The sequence below is a fragment of the Pseudomonas sp. BF-B-26 genome, assembly GCF_019956495.1.
In the GTDB taxonomy this organism is placed as follows: Bacteria; Pseudomonadota; Gammaproteobacteria; order Pseudomonadales; family Pseudomonadaceae; genus Aquipseudomonas.
Genome location: NZ_JAHBDP010000063.1, coordinates 1 through 16,828, shown reverse-complemented (window position 1 = coordinate 16,828; position 16,828 = coordinate 1). Strand labels below are relative to the sequence as shown.

Below are 16,828 nucleotides of genomic sequence, written 5' to 3'. Positions count from 1 at the left end.
ACCTATTGCGCCGAGCTAAATCCGATTGGCAGCTCATCACCAAAACCCCAAACAGCGGTTCCGATAATCACCAGTGCGGTTGAGAGCTTCACGAAACGCGAAATCTGAGATCCGTACTTGTTCCTCGCTATGCCGAATGAGTTCCCAGCGAAAGATTCGTCATTGAAGACATCGGCCATATCTCTTGCTTTCAAGCCAGCCAAAAACGATAGCCCGGACATGATCGCCCCGCTTCTGGCTATCCACATACTTGGCTTATCAAGTCCGTAACAAATCGCAATTGCGGCAATTGGCGCGGCGATTGCCAGCGACGCATAAATGATGAAGGGCGTCCTTGAGCGGAGCACTGCCTTCTCGTAAGGGCACAACTCGACCTTTTCCATGCAGCCCCGCATTCGCTCTGATTGAGCAGAACAAATACCCCACTTCAACGAATCACGCCAGCCGGCGAGGCAATCGGCTGTCTGGAGCAGTTATGAATCCCTACCTGATCACGGGCCCGGCCCAGATCGGCATCAGTGGTGGCCGCACGAGCGGGCACATGGTCTACAAAATCCTCGAAGCGCATGGCGGTACTTTGCCGCCGGACGTGCACTTGTTCTTCCAGAACACCGGCAAGGAGCGGGAGGAAACATTGGTGTTCGTCGATCAGATGGCGAAGCGCTGGAACATCGTGGTTGTCTGGATGGAGTGGTGTCGTGTGTACGGCCAGCCGGATGACGCTCCCTGGTATCGCCTAGTCGACTTCGAAACCGCTAGCCGCAACGGCGAGCCGTTCACAATGATGCTCGAGTATTACGCCGCGTATCGAAAAGCAGAAAAGAACCTGGCGCCGGTGTTGCCAAACTTCTCGAACAACATGTGCACCGCTTACCTGAAGGTGAAGATTGGCGAGAAGCACATGCGCGCACTGGGATACACCGAGTGGGATAGCGTCGTCGGGATCCGCTACGACGAGCCGAAGCGTTATCACCGCATGATGGCCGCCAATGATCGAGGCGGCACCCGCTGGGACAACCTTTGCCCGTCTTACACGGCCGGTATCACGAAGGAAGACGTGGCCGCGTTTTGGTCAGCCCAGCCCTTCGACCTCGGCATGGATTCTGATTTCGGGAACTGCGACCTGTGCTGGAAGAAGAACGAAGGAAAGCTGATCAAGACCATCATGGAAGACCCGTCGCGGGTTATCTGGTGGTCAGGCACTGAAGAGCGATTCGGCCAAGTATTCAGGCAGGATCGAGCTGACTACAACACGATGGGCTGGTCCGCCGAGCAACGATCCCGGCAGACCGACTTCGATTTCGATTATCTCGCCGAAGACATCGACTGTTTCTGCGGCGATTGAACAGCCGCCGCATATTCAGGCGTAGATAGCTGTTGATGTCGTGATTTTTGGAACTGGATCGGCAACTCGGTTCACAGCCAGCCACTGCCGTGTTTTCTGCACATCGAACTTCTGGCCTTTGTTATTCATGGTCACAAACAGAGTGTCAGCCACTCGATAACGACCACAACCATCCGCACAGTTTCTTTCATGAAAGTCGCCAATAGGCTGAACAGTTTCAGCATCCGCGCCGCAAATTAAGCAGGTCATTTTGCATCCTCCTTGTGAATGACCATTCAACTGTAGCCGATCCCTCACCACCTTCCACCGCCCGGGCATGACCCGGCATAGGACGCCCCATGCCTACAGCAATCGATTTGTTCGCCGGTCTCGGCGGATGGTCGACCGGTGCCCGCAGCGCCGGAGTAGAAATTCTTTGGGCCGCTAACCACTGGCCCGTTGCGGTCGAGTGGCACAGCGCCAACCATCCGGACGCGATTCACATCTGCCAAGACCTGCACCAGGCGGATTGGTCGAAGGTTCCAGCCCACGACATCATGCTGGCCTCGCCGTGCTGCCAGGGACATTCGAAAGCCCGCGGCAAGCAGTCCGGAAACGCGCAGCATGATGCGTCACGGTCCACAGCATGGGCTGTCGTGTCGGCTGCCGAGTTCCACCGACCGGAAGTGGTGCTCGTCGAGAATGTCGAAGAGTTCACGGACTGGGCTTTGTACCCCGCTTGGTCGCAGGCGATGTCGGCACTCGGCTACATGATCGCGCCGCATGTCGTTGATTGCGCAGATCTCGGGGTGCCCCAGCACAGGGTGCGCCTGTTTCTGGTTTGCACCCGAAGCAAGGCACCGCTCAACCTGCAGTTGCACCAGCGCAGGCATGTCCCGGCCTCATCCTTCATCGACTTCGACGCTGGCAAGTGGAGCCAAGTAGTGAAGCCTGGCCGAGCCGAGTCGACTCTGCTCCGCGTGAAGAATGGCCGCGAACGCTTCGGTGATCGATTCATCATGCCCTACTACGGATCCGGCTCGGGCCTGACTGGCCGCAGTTTGGAGCGCCCGATCGGGACCATCACCACGCTTGACCGGTGGGCTCTGGTGCGCGGCGATGAGATGCGAATGCTCTCGGCGAATGAGGCTCTTGCCGCCATGTCGTTCCCGGTCGACACGAAGCGTCCGGACAATCATCGACAAACCATGCACATGGCCGGCAACGCGGTACCGCCGCTGGCTGGACAACGAATTATCGAAGCAATGCTGGAGGCCGCATGAAGCGCATCTACCTCAGCGGGCCAATGACCCGGCATACCGATCTGAACTTCCCAGGCTTTCACTCAATTACTACCCATCGCCACTCAGTTAGCGACGGCCGCTTCACATAGTGGCTCGGCATTCTCACTGTGTATCGTGAGTTTAAAAATAGTGTATCAAACCATACAAAACCTTAAACCTTATTATTACGCCTTAGCGAATAAAACATATTAAACCTTCCAACCAATATATACTGCAACATTATTATCAAGGAAAATGGAATCAACATATAGTACAGCACTTCAAGAAGCCTCACATTCAAAAGCACAAATCTCGGCGACTCACCCTTAGCGTAGCTCCTAAGAATTATGCCATATACTTCATCCACCTCCGGATTTTGGGTTCTATAAGTTCCTACTGGCATTGCAGCGTTTACGCGATCATAAAAGCCTCGTTCATCCGCGTCTGTAAATATCAATAAAGACTCAAAAAGCACAAACAATACCGCATAGAAATAAAACGCGAAAAACACAACCCTTAATAAACGAAGTTTCATACCTCATCTCCAAGCCCAGCACAAGACTAGGCACCCACAACACAACATTTAACAACACTCTTTAAGGCCTTTATTTTACCGGGGATCTTTCGTATCGAGCGCGAAAACCACCCATAAAAAACATGCCCCCCCCTACAGATCGAGATCAACACACCCAATTCTGTAGAAGTCCTAACAATGCTAGTCAATACCACCATTTTGTCCAATTGCTGCCTCTAGCCGAAAGCTATTTTGGGGCACCGTAATCCCCCTAAAGAGGCAACTCCATAATTTGCTGCTTCCTAGATTAGAGATCCGACCAGAAGCAAAACGTCTCACCAGCCCCACTCGTCATCTATTCAAAGTCAGCCGCTATAGCGGCAAAGGAACAGTCATGCCTGAAATCAAGGAACGGCCAATCTTGTTCTCGGCCCCGATGGTGCGCGCCATCCTGGAAGGCCGGAAGACGGTCACGCGGCGGCCGGTGAAAGGTGGGCAGATTCCGACGGAGGATCCCGCTGAAGAAGGCAGACATCGCTGGAGTGCAATCGCCCAGCGCGACCCACGCTACGGGTTCTGTGTTTTTGGGTCGACGGAGGCGGAGTGCGCCAAGGAGCTGGCCGAGTTCGCGCTCTGCCCCTACGGCAAACCCGGTGAACGACTTTGGGTGCGTGAGACAACCGCCGAGGATTGCCGCGGCAGCATCTCGACCGCGACTTATACCGCCGACGGCGCCCCCTCCAATTTGGAGTGGTGGTATTCACGCCGATCCTGCCCTTCGATCCACATGCCCCGAGTCGCCTGCCGCATCCTGCTTGAAATCACCGCCGTCCGTGTCGAGCGGTTGCAGGACATCAGCCGCAGCGATATCCGCGCAGAAGGGCTTGAGTGCCCGCCAGAACTCGCCAGTGATGACGTTTCGCCGAACTACCGCGACTGGTATCCGGCGGCATGGCGGGAGTTGTGGGAATCCACCGGCGGCAACTGGGACGCAAACCCTTGGGTCTGGGTCGTCGAGTTCAAGCAGGTGACGCCATGATCGCCCTCGCCTGGTTCACCTACGTGTACTGCTACAAGGGGCCGCGGTGATGAATATCTACCGACACACCTTCGCGGCCGTCTGCCCATCCGACGGCGAACTGATCATTTACCAACTGGAAGTTCGGTCGACGATGATGATCCGCGTCGAGCGCATCAAGGCCGCGACGGCTGTGATCCAGAAAGGCTGGCACGAACAGATCGCCGACCGCCTGGCCGAGGACATCGGCGGCGATCAAACAATCATTGCGACGCACCAGGGCGTCGAGATCGAAACAGTGAGGCTCAGCGGATGATCGCTTATCACGGCACGCCAATCGGCGGAACTCGGCAGGACGGAGCCCGATTCCTCGCCGGCCGGCATGCGCTGGTGCCGTTCCCGCGCCAGGACGACATGGGCATCGTCGCCGATGTTTGCCAATCGTTCGTCTTCGACAACGGTGCGTTTTCAGTCTGGAAGAAAGGCGGCACGCTGGATGTTGACGGGTACACACGCTGGGTAGAGCAGTGGTACCGGCACCCGGGCTTCGACTGGGCGCTGATCCCTGACGTGATTGATGGTGATGAGGCAGCGAACGATGCGCTTCTGGCAGCCTGGCCGATTGAATTGCGCGGTGTACCGGTCTGGCATCTGCATGAATCACTTGAGCGACTCGCACGCCTGGCTGTCACCTGGCCAACGGTGGCCATCGGCAGTTCCGGTCAGTGGGCAAGCCCGGGCACACCAGCTTGGTGGAAACGGATCAGTTCAGCAATGGACGCAATCTGCGACGACCAGGGTCGCCCAGCATGCCGGCTCCACGGATTGCGCATGCTCGACCCCGCGATCTTCCAGCACCTCCCCTTCGCCTCCGCTGACTCCACGAACGCCGCAGTGAACGGCGGCAGCATCAGCCGGTTCGGAATGTACGCACCGCCCACCGCAGGCCAGCGCGCCAACGTCATTGCCGACCGGATCGAAGCACACAATAGTGCTCCGATCTGGCAGCGTGAAAGCCAAGTAGAAATGGCTCTTTAGATGCCATCTGGCACCGCAGTTGCTGCTACCTGAAGCATCGCGGTTGCCGCTGCCGCGCCGGCAGCCCAGCTATTCCAAAGCGACTGCCGCTTCAGCGTCGCCGCCAAGTCGTTTCCGCCGAAGATGATCGAACCATCTCGATACGTCATGTTGCCAGCCGACCTCCTCTCCTCGGGAGCTTGGACTTTGGCGAAAGCGGACATAACCCAAAAGAACGCGGACAGCATTCCAGTGATCAGTGATGCGAGCGTAAGCAGTTGTTTCATAAACACCTCAAAAGTTAGAACTCCTATCTTAGCTCGGAGAAACTTCACGCCTCAGGCATCTAGAAAATGCAGCGTCTGCGTCCCCGCAAAAATCATCCAGCTGCAAACCCATAATTGACAACTCACAGCCTGCCGGTGAACAGCGGGCGAGGATTCCCTATGTCCGCATTAAACCGCTTCCACGAAACAGCCAGCCATGCACTGGAGCAGATCAGCACCAGCCTGCCGCCCGGCGCCAAAATCTGCCTGGCCATCTACACCCCCGAAAAGCCAAAACTCGACATCGTCCTGCAGGATAAGGGGTTGGACCTCAACGAGGTGCTTTCCACGTTGCGCCGACGCGGCCTGAGCATTGACGGCGACAACGCCTACAAGCGCGACCTCTGCGATTCGATTGTTGGGGCGATGGCCTTCGGCGCGCAGAACCGTAACCCGCCGCCGGTTGGTCACTGGGGCCAGCGCTTCTGGGACGTAGGCCGTGAAGAGCGTGCGCTGACTGAAGAGTTGGTCGCGGCGCTGAAGCTCACCCGCGAGAACCTTCGCGCTTGCCAAGCAACCATCCACCTGTGCGGCGGGTTCGACCCAGCCTATGTGAACGATGCCCAGGCCGCGATGAAGATCACAGACGCCGTCCTGGCCAAAGCCAACCAATAACCACCTTCTGCCGCCACGCGCGGCATGGACAGCTCATGAGCATTCAATTTTTATCGCATGAAGAGGTTTGCGAGCTGACCGGCGCGCGCACCAAAGCAGGACAGATCCTGAACCTCAAGAGGAACGGAGTCAGGCACACCATCAAGATGAATGGTTGGCCAAGCGTGACTGTGATGGCCGTAACCGCCGTCGGCATGTTCGAGCCAGAAAAACCCGCATGGAAATCACGCAAGGCAAGCTGAAATGGGAAGACGACCAAGTAAACCCGGTTCTATAGCCCGGCTGCGAGAGCGCAAGAAAGCCAGCGGCCGGGTTTTCTACTACTACGACACTGGCGGAAAGGACCGCAAAGAGATTCCGCTGGGCAGCGACTATGGCTTGGCGATCATGGAGTACGCAAAGTTTGAGCGTGATCGGACCGCGACCGACTTGGTCGCCAAGGTGATCACCTTCCGTTACGTCGCCGAAAAGTACATGGTCGACATCGTCCCCACCAAAGGCAAAGCCACCCAGTTAGACAACAAACGGGAAATGAAGAACCTGATTGCGTTCTTCGATGATCCGCCGGCGCCACTGGAAACGATCGAGCCGCTTCATGTAAGGCAGTACCTCACCTGGCGGAAGGCGGCTCCGGTCAGGGCGAATCGTGAAAAGGCACTGCTCAGCGCAATTTGGAACTACGCCAGGGACAAGGGCTACACGTCTCTGGCCAACCCCTGCGCTGGAATCAAGGGCAATAAAGAGACCGGGCGGGACACATACGTCGAGGATGAACTGTTCAAGCGCGTTCACGACAAAGCCGATATCGGCCTTCAAGACGCCATGGACCTTGCCTATTTGACCGGACAGCGAGTGACCGACACTCGACTGATGGACGAGCGGGATGTCCGCGACGGCCAAATTTGGGTGCTTCAGGGAAAAACAAAGGCCAAGCGGCGAATCGAGGTTACCGGTGAACTCAAGGTTTTAATTGATCGAATCATGTCCCGAAAGTCCGGGCACAAGGTCCGCTCGACGCGGCTGATCGTGTCAGAAGATGGCGCACCGATGACGGTGGCGATGTTGCGCAGGCGTTTTGACATGGCCAGGGAGGCCGCGGGAGTATCCAAGCCGGAGTTCCAATTGCGTGATTTGCGCGCAAAGGCCGGTACGGACAAAGCAGAATCCAGTGGCGACATCATGCAGGCCAAGGATCAACTTGGGCATACCACCGTTGTTATGACGGAGCAGTACATCCGCAACCGCAAGGGCAAGAAAGTCTCACCAACTAAGTGAATTGCGGACCAACTCTAAAATAGCGGACCAGAAACAAACAAGGGTTTGCATCAGCTTTCGCCCGCAAACCCTTGATTTTAGATGGTGCCCGAAGCCGGAATCGAACCGGCACGCCCTTACGAGCGGGGGATTTTAAGTCCCATGCGTCTACCAGTTTCGCCATTCGGGCGGTAGCGCGGTGAAGCAGTCTGAAGACCGTCAAATAACGATCTGGCAGTTCTGACGCCTGTGCAGCAGAGGGGGAAATATATACATCCCGCTCCGGTGAAGCAAGTTTGCGACTGGCCTTTTCAAGACTAAATCTTGCAGGACAGTGCAAATAAAAAAGCTCCGTAAATCATAGATCTACGGAGCTCGTTTAAAGTGGAGGCCGAGGTCGGAATCGAACCGGCGTAGGTGGATTTGCAATCCACTGCATAACCATTTTGCTACTCGGCCTCAAACATCTGATGTCATGTAGCACAACACCAAACGCGTACAAACTTGGAGCAAGATTCGTGATCTAACTCCTTGAAAACATTGAGCTTTTTCAGCGGTCAGTGCTTTCGATGGCGTGAATTATGTACTGATTTCCCGAGGCTGGCAACCCCTTGATTTCAAAAAAAATTCCGTCAGGTGGTTTCTATGTTTAAAGGGGTGCTCAGCCCTTTAGGCCGGGATCGTCCGTCACGTCTTTTACCGCGATCAACGGATCAATACCCCAGTCGCCATGCAGATACCAATCGTCTCCGATCATTTCGGCTGGATGCATTGTCCTGTCGGAGCCATTGCCGCACGCCAGGGAGTTGGCTGGACAGTATCTGTCGCAGCCCCAGCAAATGCGCTCGGGATGCTTGGGGCTGATGGGAAAATTCTTGGCCATGTCGATCCCCGGTTTGTCGCTAGGATGTGCCTCCAACCTACATCCCTCGCGCAAAGGTGACCTTGATACGGATCAAGGTACGGCTAAGCTTTGCTCTGCCGGGAAATCGGTTACGTCATAGCGCTTTTCCGGCCCTTGGGCAGCCACATAAAAACACCTGGAGATGCTTCTTATGCCTGGTAAAAAAACACCTGCCGGAGAACAGAGCCCTGTTCGATTGTCGACCTGGGATGATGAAGTCGCGGAAAAATCACTCGATGCAGAAGCATTTTCCTCTCCCCCCGAATTGACCAATGCAGAACTGGTCCACCTTCGTGTCCGGGTGATTGCCCTGGAAAACCTGGTCATCGCGTTACTGACGCAAGGTTCGGATCAACAGTTAGCCATCGCCCGCGAAATGGCCGACTACATTTCACCCCGGCCCGGTTTCACCCAGCATCCTTTGACGATTCACGCGGCTGCGCAGATGAACGATTGCGTCGACCGCGCCGAGCGATTTCGAAAGCGCTCCCAGTCATAGGCTTAATCGCTGAAAACTTGATAACAATCATTATTATTCGCAGGAAAGCTTCCTACACTCGGGTTCTTACTCGTTAGTGCCCAGGAAGACATCATGCGTACGACCTTTTCGCTGTCACTCGCCCTGCTCTTGCTCACACCGTTGGCTCAGGCCAAGGAATACCCAATCGGGGAACCCCAACTGTGTCCGGGGCTGGAAGTCGGGGCGGTGTATTTGCAGCCGATTGAGATGGCACCTGCCGGAATGATGCGGGCCACCGCGGATTCCGATGTGCATCTGGAAGCCGACATTCGTGCCACGGCGGACAATCGACAGGGCTTTCAGGAAGGCAGTTTCGTGCCTTACCTCAATGTCTCGTTCAACCTGAAAAAACAGGGCAACGAGAACGAACTCAAAGGTGATTTCCACGCCATGGTCGCCAATGACGGCCCGCACTATGGCGACAATGTAAAGCTGCTCGGTCCCGGCAAATATCAGCTGACCTTTACCGTCCTGCCGCCCGGCGGTCATGGTTCCCTTGGTCGCCATACCGATAAGGAAACCGGCGTAGCCCCCTGGTTTGAACGCTGCGAATTGCATTACGAGTTCATCTACGCCGGTATCGGTAAAAAAGGCGGCTATTGAATGAAGCGCCTGCAGATTGCCTGGCTGTTGCTTGCCGGAGCAGTTGCGCCGTTGACGGCTTATGCCGAGTTACCCAGCTATGAGCTGAGCCTGCGCGATGGCCACTTCTCCCCTGCCTTGCTGGAGGTTCCGGCCGGTCAGCGCTTCAAGGTCATCCTGAAAAATATCGGTCAAGGCCCAGCCGAATTCGAGAGCACGCCATTGCGGGTTGAAAAAGTACTGTCGCCGGGCGTGACAACCTTCGTGGTCATTCACCCCCTCAGGCCCGGCCACTACCCCTTCTTCGACGAGTTCAATCCGCAACTGCCCGAGGGCGGCATCCTCGCGAAATAACCCGTTCAAACACGGAGTTTTCATGAATCAATCAATGTTCATTGTCTGGCGCGAAAGCGTTGAGGCGCTGCTGGTGATCGGCATTCTCCAGGCCTGGGTCAACCGGCAGCCTCAGGGAGATCGACTGGCGAAGTACTTGTGGGCAGGCGTCGTGCTGGGGCTGATGCTCTCGGGCCTGCTGGCGGTGTTGATTCTGTTTGCCGGTGAGGCCATGAGCGGCTCAGCCAGTGAATGGTTCCAGGCCGCACTCGCGCTGGTGGCGAGCCTGCTGATCGTGCAAATGGTCGGCTGGATGCACCACCACGGGCGCACGCTCAAGCACGATTTGCAACGACACGCCGATAGCCACCTGGCCCGGCAAGGTGGCGCAGGTCTGTTACTCCTGGCCATGCTCGCCGTCAGCCGCGAAGGCAGTGAAACGGTGGTCTTTCTCTATGGCGCTGGCGCTCAGTTACGGGGTCCGCAGCTCGGTTTGTTTGCCACCGGCGGCGCAATGGGGCTGGTGCTGTCTGCGCTGACCATTGCCCTGCTGAACAGCAGTCGCCGGTTCATTTCGTGGCAGCGATTCTTTGCTATCAGCGAAGCTGTTTTGCTGGTGCTCGGCGCGGCATTGCTAGTCAGCGGCACCGAGCGAATCGGCGGTCAATTACTTGCCATGGATTTGCCGGAAGTGATGTACAGCCTCGTTGGCGATGCGCTTTGGGACAGCAGCGCATTACTCAGCGACAGCCATGGATTGGGTGGTTTCCTTGCCGGTTTTGCCGGTTATCGCGCGACGCCCAGCGGCATGACGTTACTGGTGCTAGCCGGTTATTGGCTGGCCGTCGGCGGTTGGCTGCGTCAACGCGCTGCGGAAAAAGTCCCATGCCTGAGCTGAGTCGCCACAATCGTTTACTCCAACGCCTGGGCGACGGCATGCGTCGCCATGCACGTGTCATTCGTGCCGTGCAATGGGCCGTTGTACTGTTCTACGCGTTGCTGTTGGTGGTACCGGCGGTGTTGCCGCTGCCGGACAGCCAGGTACGGATGCTCGATAACCTGACCCTGTTCGCGCAGTTTTTGTTTTGGGGGATCTGGTGGCCGTTCGTGCTGCTGTCGATTGTGCTGTTCGGACGACTCTGGTGTGGCGTTCTCTGTCCGGAAGGCTCACTCAGCGAATGGGCCAGCCATTACGGCAAAGGTTTGGGTGTGCCGCGCTGGTTGCGCTGGGGCGGCTGGCCAACCCTGGCGTTCTGCCTGACGACCCTCTACGGCCAGTTGATCAGCGTCTACGACTACGCCCAGGCGGCGTTGTTGATTCTGGGTGGCTCGACCGTCGCCGCGGTCGTCGTCGGGTTGATGTTCGCCCGGGGCAAACGCGTCTGGTGCCGTTACCTGTGCCCGGTCAGCGGCGTCTTCGCCCTGCTCGCTCGCCTGGCTCCCGTGCATTTTCAAGTCGACGAACAACGCTGGATGGACAACGCCGCACCGCGCCTGCTGCCGCCCAACTGCGCACCCTTGCTCGATATCCGTCGCATGCAAGGCGCGAGTGACTGTCATGCCTGCGGACGCTGCAGCGGACAACGCGGCGCTGTTCAGCTGATCGCTCGCTCCAGCAACCAAGAGGTTCTTCACGCAACGGCGCAGACGCTGTCACCGTGGGACGCGCGCTTATTGCTGTTCGGCGTGATCGGCCTGGCCATGGGCGCGTTTCAGTGGACGGTCAGCCCATGGTTCGTCGCCCTCAAACAAACCCTCGCCCAATGGCTAATCGAGCACGACCAACTCTGGGCCCTGCAGGACAACGCACCCTGGTGGCTGCTCACCCATTACCCGCAGCTCAACGACAGCTTCAGCTGGCTCGACGGTTTCAGCATCGTCGTTTATCTGGGTTTGAGTTCGATGGTGTTAGGCACGGCGCTGATGATTCTTCTGCGACTGACGGCTCGACTGGCGCAAGATCCTGCACTGTATTGGCCCCTGGCGCTGACACTCACGCCCTTGGGTGGTGCGGGATTGTTTCTCGGGTTGTCGGCCACAACGGTGAAATTGCTGCGCTATGAAGGGCTGTTGCTGGAGTGGGTACAACCGGCCAGGGCCTGTTTGTTACTGGCCGCGATGGGCTGGAGCCTGTTGCTGGGATGGAAACGGCTGGATCGCGAAGGCATTTCCCGGGTTCGCCGCTGCGCTGGCAGCACTTGCCTGTTACTCGCCATCGGCTTGGTGGGGTTCGGCTGGTGGTTGCTATTCTGGGGCTGGAACTGAGCCCCCGACACAACCACCCACCGGATCAACTAGACCTTAAAACGCGCCACTGTCTGGTGCAGCACCCCGGCCATCTGCGCCAAATCGTGGCCCGCAGTGTGAGTATGTTGGGCACCCAGCAAGACCTGCTCGGACAAGTTGCGAATGCCCATCAGATTGCGATCCACCTCCCGCGCCACCAATGCCTGCTCTTCCGTGGCACTGGCAATCATCATGTTGCGCTCGTTGATCTGCGAGATCGACCGAGTGATTTCGTCCAATGCATCCCCCGAGCGTTGCGCCACTTCCAGGGTGGCTCGAACCAGGTTGCTGCTGCTTTGCATGGCCGTCACTGCATGGCCGGTATCAAGACGAATGTTGCCAATCATCTGCTCGATTTCCTGGGTGGACTCTTGCGTGCGATGGGCCAGGGCGCGCACTTCATCGGCGACCACGGCAAAACCGCGTCCGGCATCTCCGGCACGGGCCGCTTCAATGGCCGCGTTGAGGGCCAGCAAATTGGTCTGCTCGGCGATGCTGCGAATCACCTCCAGCACCTTGCTGATGTCCTGCACCCGGCCCGCCAGTTGCTCGATGCGCTGTGAGGTGTCGATGACGCCATCGGCCAGTGCGCCGATTGAAACCACGGTTTCCTGAACCTGTTCACGCCCGCGCTGTGCGGTTTGCTCGGACTGCCGCGAGGCCTCGGAGGTGCTGACCGCATTGCGCGCCACTTCATCGACCGCAGCTGTCATCTGGTTCACTGCGGTGGCTGCCTGCTCGATCTCCAGCCCCTGCAATTGCAGGTTGCTGCTGGTCTGGCTGCTGACCGCACTCAGCTCTTCGGAGGAACTGGCGACCTGGTCCACCGAAGTCGCGATGTGCTTGACCATGGCATTCAGACTTTGCTGCATCTGGTGCATGTTCATCATCACGCTGCCACCGGCACTTGAGCTCACGGGCACCTGAATCGTCAGGTCGCCCTGAGCGATCTGACTCAAAAACCGTGCGGCATCGTCCGGCTCGCCGCCCAATGGCCGGGTCACACTGCGCGTGACGATCACGGCGGCGGCAATGACCAGCGCCACACAGAACAAAAACAACCCGAGCATATTGCGCCGGGCATCGCTGTACAGTGCCTGCGCCGACTGCTCCCGGTCGGCGAATATTTTGCCTTGCAGCGCCATCAACTGATCCAGGCTGCCATAAACCTCGCGTTCGGCCGGCACAACCTTTTGCTTCAGCTGTGCCATGGCGTCATCGAAGGCCCCTTGCCGGATCAACACCTGCACTTGAGTGAACGCGGCAACGTAGGCTTCGCGATTCTTTTTCAACGCGGCATAAGCGCTTTTGCCCTCTGGCAAATAGAACAACGGCTCAAGTGTTTCCAGTGCCTGGGTGATCCGTTTCTTGGTGGCGTCGATTGACTGCTGCACTTGCTGATTGTCTTTATCGATCAGTAAATCCCGGGTGTTCCTGGCGTTATCGCGCACACCGGTGGCAATGACCATGATCGGATCGATCTTCGGCCAGTCCTGCTTGACGATTACTACCGCCTGCTCCTTGAGCGTTGCCAGATCGTGCAACGCGTAAAACGCCATGCCCATCAATGCCAGCGGCGCGATTGCAAAGCCGATGACGATACGTTGTGCTGTGGTTAATTTGGCCATATCAAATGCTCCCCGTTTGATACCTGCCGATTGGCAGCGCATTTGAAAACCTAATGGTGGATGTCCCTGCTAAACGTTAAACCTCAGCCTTGGTTACCCCCGTAACACGAAGGCTGGAAACAACTCGCGCATGGCTTCCCATAAGTCAGGAAGCAAGGCCTGTGCCGAAACACTCGGCAGCAGCGGATCGAACATCCGCTCGGTGCGAACCAGCTGCACGGCGAAGCGCTTGACGCCGAGTTCGCTCAAGCGCTTGGCGAGGATCAGCAGTCGCGCCGGCTCGAACAGATGCCAATGCACGGTGGTGCGACATTCGTAGTCGACACCGCTGGCCAGCAGATGCTCAAGACTGCGCCAGTTGGCGGTTCCGCTGCCTTCGACCCGAGTGATCGCCTGGCAATCCTCGGGCAACGCCTTGACATCGAAACCGACCCAATCGGCCCCGGTCAGCGCCTTGGCAAATGCAGCAGGCTTGATCCCGGCGCTGTGCAAACCGATGCGAAATCCCATCGCCCGCACCTCATCCATGGCGGCGAGTAAACCGTCCTGCAAGGTCGGCTCACCACCGCTGAACACCACCGCATCGAGCAGGTCCTGGCGCCGTTGCAGAAACGCCAACACCCGCCGCCAATCCACCTCGTCTGTGCCACGAGGCGGGATCAACTGCGGGTTATGGCAGTACCGACAACGCCAGGCGCAACCCTGGCAAAACAGCACGCAGGCGAGCTGTCCCGGATAGTCGATAGTGGTCAGGGGCACCATGCCCCCGACCCGAAGCGTTCGACTCATTGGCGCCCGGCCAGTGCCGCGCCTTCAGTGAAGTGCACGCGCTCGCGGTGCTCCGACTGTTTGCCCGGATTGAACGCCGACACAGGGCGGTGATAGCCCATTACCCGGGTCCAGACTTCGCAGCGTTGACGTTGAGCCTGGGGCAATGTTTGCGATGCAGTCATGGTGAAGCTCCTTGCAGTTGAGTGGATCGAAATCAATGAACGGTGCCGAGCTTCTGCTCTTGCAGCAGCAGGACCTCGTCGCACTTGGGGCAGAACTCATGCTCGCCATCCAGATAGCCGTGCACCGGGCAAATGGAGAACGTCGGGGTCACGGTCAGGTACGGCAGGCGGAAGCGGCCAAGGGCTTTGCGCACCAGTTGCTTGCAGGCCTCGGTCGAGGAAATCCGCTCGGCCATGTACAGGTGCAAGACCGTGCCGCCGGTGTATTTGCATTGCAGCTCGTCTTGAAGTTCCAGGGCCTCGAAGGGGTCTTCGGTGTAGCCCACCGGCAGTTGCGAGGAGTTGGTGTAATACGGCGCTTGCGCGCTGCCAGCCTGGAGGATGTCGGGGTAGCGCTTGAGGTCTTCCTTGGCGAAGCGGTAGGTCGTGCCCTCGGCGGGCGTCGCTTCCAGGTTGTACATGTGGCCGGTTTCTTCCTGGAATCGCAGCAATGTGGCACGCACATGATCAAGCATCTTCAAGGCAAACTGCCGGCCGTGCTCGGTGTGCATGCCCTCCTCGTCGCCGGTGAAATTGCGCAGCATTTCATGCATGCCGTTGAGGCCGATGGTCGAGAAATGGTTACGCAGGGTTCCGAGGTAGCGCTTGGTGTACGGGTACAAACCGGCATCCATGTGGTGCTGGATCACCTTGCGCTTGACCTCCAGGCTTTCCATCGCCAGTTCCATCAACGTGTCCAGGCGCTGCAGCAAACCGCTGGTATCCCCCTTGAACACATAGCCCAGCCGCGCGCAGTTAATAGTGACGACGCCGAGCGATCCGGTCTGTTCCGCCGAGCCGAACAAGCCGCCGCCACGTTTGAGCAACTCGCGCACATCCAGCTGCAAACGGCAGCACATCGAGCGCACCTGATTGGGTTGCAGGTCCGAATTGAGGAAGTTCTGGAAATACGGCAGGCCGTACCGCGCAGTCATCTCGAACAGGCGATCGGCGTTTTCACTGTCCCACGGAAAGTCGTGGGTGATGTTGTAGGTGGGGATCGGAAAGGTGAACACCCGCCCTTTCGCATCGCCGGCCTGCATCACCTCGATGTAGGCGCGGTTGAGCAGCTCCATTTCAACTTGCAGGTCGCCATAGGCAAACGGCATTTCCTCACCGCCGATGACGGGTATCTGCTCCCGCAAATCCTGCGGGCAGACCCAGTCGAAGGTCAGGTTGGTGAACGGCGTCTGGGTGCCCCAGCGCGAGGGGACGTTGAGGTTGTAGATGAACTCCTGGATCGCCTGGCGCACCTCCTGAAAACTCAGCTGATCCTTGCGCACATAGGGCGCCAGGTAGGTGTCGAACGAGCTGAACGCCTGGGCGCCGGCCCATTCGTTTTGCAGGGTGCCGAGGAAATTCACCATCTGCCCCAGGGCACTGCTCAAGTGCTTCGGCGGACCGGCTTCGACACGCCCCGGCACTCCGTTGAGCCCTTCGTGCAACAGGGTGCGCAGGGACCAGCCCGCGCAGTAACCGGCGAGCATGTCGAGGTCATGTACATGCAAATCCGCCTCGCGGTGAGCCTGGCCGATGGCCTCGCTGTACACCTCGTCCAGCCAGTAATTGGCGGTGACTTTGCCCGACACGTTCAACACCAGGCCGCCCAGGGAATAACCCTGATTGGCGTTGGCCTGGACCCGCCAGTCTTCACGGTCCAGGTATTCGTTCATTGATGTCGCCACTTCGACCATGGTTCGGCGGTCGCGGCGCAAGCGCCCGTGCTGTTCGCGGTAGACGATGTAGGCGCGCATGGCGAGGAAAAAACCGGCGTCCATCAACACCCGCTCAACACGGTCCTGGATTTGCTCGACATGCAGCCTTGGCAATCCTTCGAGCCTGGCCAATACCGCGTTGAGCAAGCCTTCAACCTCAACCTCGCCGTACTCCCCCGTCGCCTTGCCGGCGGCGATCAATGCCTGACGGATCTTGTCGGCATCGAAGGCGACCTGACTGCCATCGCGTTTGTGCAAGCGGTTACATCCTACTGCGATCAGCGTGCTCTGCATTTGGCCTCCAGACACTACATATAGACTTGAATAAGCTTAAAACCACAACATGCAGTGAAGGCTACGGACAAAGTGCTGATCTGCAATTGATCGATATCAAGATTTGCCGGCAAAAAAAAACTGCCCGAATGCGGCGGGGGATCTAATGTGGGAGCGGGCTTGCTCGCGAAGGCGGAGTGTCAGTCAACATTGATGTCGACCTGTCTCTTATACATACACATCT

General features: G+C 57.9%; 21 protein-coding genes and 2 tRNA genes. 13 read left to right on the top strand and 10 right to left on the bottom strand.

Features of this window, described 5'->3' with window-relative positions:
- Positions 1–2: 2 nt before the first annotated feature.
- A complete protein-coding gene (locus tag KGB03_RS09970; protein ID WP_223526950.1) occupies positions 3–383 on the bottom strand; it encodes a hypothetical protein in 381 nt (126 codons plus the stop codon).
- Positions 384–475: 92 nt separating this feature from the next.
- Here KGB03_RS09970 and KGB03_RS09965 point away from each other — a divergent pair, with 92 nt between their 5' ends.
- On the top strand, positions 476–1,345 hold the full coding sequence (locus KGB03_RS09965; protein ID WP_223526949.1) for a hypothetical protein: 870 nt from the start codon (positions 476–478) through the stop codon (positions 1,343–1,345).
- Between the two features lie 15 nt (positions 1,346–1,360).
- Here the strand turns inward: KGB03_RS09965 and KGB03_RS09960 are convergent, their stop codons facing one another.
- Positions 1,361–1,594 carry a hypothetical protein gene (locus KGB03_RS09960; protein WP_223526948.1) on the bottom strand — a complete coding sequence of 78 codons (234 nt, stop codon included), beginning with the start codon at positions 1,592–1,594 and terminating at the stop codon, positions 1,361–1,363.
- A gap of 89 nt (positions 1,595–1,683) precedes the next feature.
- Here KGB03_RS09960 and KGB03_RS09955 point away from each other — a divergent pair, with 89 nt between their 5' ends.
- The 4 genes from KGB03_RS09955 to KGB03_RS09940 all read left to right on the top strand — a co-directional run bounded on the left by KGB03_RS09955 (position 1,684) and on the right by KGB03_RS09940 (position 5,177).
- Positions 1,684–2,607 (top strand): DNA cytosine methyltransferase, encoded by a 924-nt coding sequence (locus KGB03_RS09955; RefSeq protein WP_223526947.1) that lies wholly within the window; start codon positions 1,684–1,686, stop codon positions 2,605–2,607.
- 908 nt (positions 2,608–3,515) lie between these two features.
- Positions 3,516–4,160: a hypothetical protein gene (locus KGB03_RS09950; protein WP_223526946.1), complete on the top strand. Its 645-nt coding sequence runs from the start codon at positions 3,516–3,518 to the stop codon at positions 4,158–4,160.
- Positions 4,161–4,209: 49 nt separating this feature from the next.
- Positions 4,210–4,455 (top strand): hypothetical protein, encoded by a 246-nt coding sequence (locus tag KGB03_RS09945; protein WP_223526945.1) that lies wholly within the window; start codon positions 4,210–4,212, stop codon positions 4,453–4,455.
- Positions 4,452–5,177 carry a hypothetical protein gene (locus KGB03_RS09940; protein ID WP_223526944.1) on the top strand — a complete coding sequence of 242 codons (726 nt, stop codon included), beginning with the start codon at positions 4,452–4,454 and terminating at the stop codon, positions 5,175–5,177. Before KGB03_RS09945 ends, KGB03_RS09940 begins: the two co-directional genes overlap by 4 nt.
- On the opposite strand, the gene KGB03_RS09935 is transcribed toward KGB03_RS09940, so the two are convergent.
- Positions 5,174–5,443 (bottom strand): hypothetical protein, encoded by a 270-nt coding sequence (locus tag KGB03_RS09935; protein WP_223526943.1) that lies wholly within the window; start codon positions 5,441–5,443, stop codon positions 5,174–5,176. The two genes, KGB03_RS09940 and KGB03_RS09935, sit on opposite strands and share 4 nt — an antisense overlap.
- 159 nt (positions 5,444–5,602) lie before the next feature.
- Here KGB03_RS09935 and KGB03_RS09930 point away from each other — a divergent pair, with 159 nt between their 5' ends.
- From KGB03_RS09930 to KGB03_RS09920, 3 genes are read left to right on the top strand one after another with little or no spacing between them, the layout of a single operon-like run.
- Positions 5,603–6,097 carry a hypothetical protein gene (locus tag KGB03_RS09930; protein ID WP_223526942.1) on the top strand — a complete coding sequence of 165 codons (495 nt, stop codon included), beginning with the start codon at positions 5,603–5,605 and terminating at the stop codon, positions 6,095–6,097.
- Between the two features lie 35 nt (positions 6,098–6,132).
- Positions 6,133–6,339 (top strand): DUF4224 domain-containing protein, encoded by a 207-nt coding sequence (locus tag KGB03_RS09925; RefSeq protein ID WP_223526941.1) that lies wholly within the window; start codon positions 6,133–6,135, stop codon positions 6,337–6,339.
- A gap of 1 nt (position 6,340) precedes the next feature.
- On the top strand, positions 6,341–7,372 hold the full coding sequence (locus tag KGB03_RS09920; protein WP_223526940.1) for a tyrosine-type recombinase/integrase: 1,032 nt from the start codon (positions 6,341–6,343) through the stop codon (positions 7,370–7,372).
- Between the two features lie 82 nt (positions 7,373–7,454).
- On the opposite strand, the gene KGB03_RS09915 is transcribed toward KGB03_RS09920, so the two are convergent.
- From KGB03_RS09915 to KGB03_RS09905, 3 genes are all read right to left on the bottom strand, one after another.
- Positions 7,455–7,541 (bottom strand) — tRNA-Leu (locus KGB03_RS09915).
- A 195-nt stretch (positions 7,542–7,736) separates the two neighbouring features.
- Positions 7,737–7,810, bottom strand: a tRNA-Cys gene (locus tag KGB03_RS09910).
- 202 nt (positions 7,811–8,012) lie between these two features.
- The gene (locus KGB03_RS09905) at positions 8,013–8,234 is read right to left on the bottom strand and encodes a DUF3079 domain-containing protein (RefSeq protein WP_140678200.1); all 222 of its coding nucleotides are present in this window, start codon (positions 8,232–8,234) and stop codon (positions 8,013–8,015) included.
- 172 nt (positions 8,235–8,406) lie between these two features.
- Between KGB03_RS09905 and KGB03_RS09900 the strand changes: the two genes are divergently transcribed.
- The 5 genes from KGB03_RS09900 (at position 8,407) to KGB03_RS09880 (ending at position 11,955) form a co-directional block, all read left to right on the top strand.
- On the top strand, positions 8,407–8,754 hold the full coding sequence (locus tag KGB03_RS09900; protein ID WP_218538922.1) for a hypothetical protein: 348 nt from the start codon (positions 8,407–8,409) through the stop codon (positions 8,752–8,754).
- A 93-nt stretch (positions 8,755–8,847) separates the two neighbouring features.
- Positions 8,848–9,378 carry an iron transporter gene (locus KGB03_RS09895; RefSeq protein ID WP_008153602.1) on the top strand — a complete coding sequence of 177 codons (531 nt, stop codon included), beginning with the start codon at positions 8,848–8,850 and terminating at the stop codon, positions 9,376–9,378.
- Positions 9,379–9,711, top strand: coding sequence for a cupredoxin domain-containing protein (locus KGB03_RS09890; RefSeq protein ID WP_218538923.1), 333 nt, complete (start codon positions 9,379–9,381; stop codon positions 9,709–9,711).
- 22 nt (positions 9,712–9,733) lie between these two features.
- Positions 9,734–10,588 carry an FTR1 family protein gene (locus KGB03_RS09885; RefSeq protein WP_223526939.1) on the top strand — a complete coding sequence of 285 codons (855 nt, stop codon included), beginning with the start codon at positions 9,734–9,736 and terminating at the stop codon, positions 10,586–10,588.
- Positions 10,576–11,955, top strand: coding sequence for a 4Fe-4S binding protein (locus tag KGB03_RS09880; RefSeq protein ID WP_223526938.1), 1,380 nt, complete (start codon positions 10,576–10,578; stop codon positions 11,953–11,955). The genes KGB03_RS09885 and KGB03_RS09880 overlap by 13 nt, the downstream gene beginning before the upstream one ends.
- A gap of 29 nt (positions 11,956–11,984) precedes the next feature.
- Here KGB03_RS09880 and KGB03_RS09875 read toward each other — a convergent pair whose 3' ends face one another.
- The 4 genes from KGB03_RS09875 to KGB03_RS09865 all read right to left on the bottom strand — a co-directional run bounded on the left by KGB03_RS09875 (position 11,985) and on the right by KGB03_RS09865 (position 16,605).
- A complete protein-coding gene (locus KGB03_RS09875) occupies positions 11,985–13,604 on the bottom strand; it encodes a methyl-accepting chemotaxis protein (protein ID WP_223526937.1) in 1,620 nt (539 codons plus the stop codon).
- A gap of 93 nt (positions 13,605–13,697) precedes the next feature.
- Positions 13,698–14,393, bottom strand: a complete 696-nt coding sequence (locus KGB03_RS09870; RefSeq protein ID WP_111450189.1) for an anaerobic ribonucleoside-triphosphate reductase activating protein — start codon at positions 14,391–14,393, stop codon at positions 13,698–13,700.
- The gene (nrdD, locus tag KGB03_RS31100) at positions 14,390–14,557 is read right to left on the bottom strand and encodes an anaerobic ribonucleoside-triphosphate reductase (protein WP_008153595.1); all 168 of its coding nucleotides are present in this window, start codon (positions 14,555–14,557) and stop codon (positions 14,390–14,392) included. The genes KGB03_RS09870 and nrdD overlap by 4 nt, the downstream gene beginning before the upstream one ends.
- 32 nt (positions 14,558–14,589) lie before the next feature.
- Positions 14,590–16,605, bottom strand: coding sequence for a ribonucleoside triphosphate reductase (locus KGB03_RS09865; RefSeq protein ID WP_134102506.1), 2,016 nt, complete (start codon positions 16,603–16,605; stop codon positions 14,590–14,592).
- Positions 16,606–16,828: the final 223 nt, after the last annotated feature.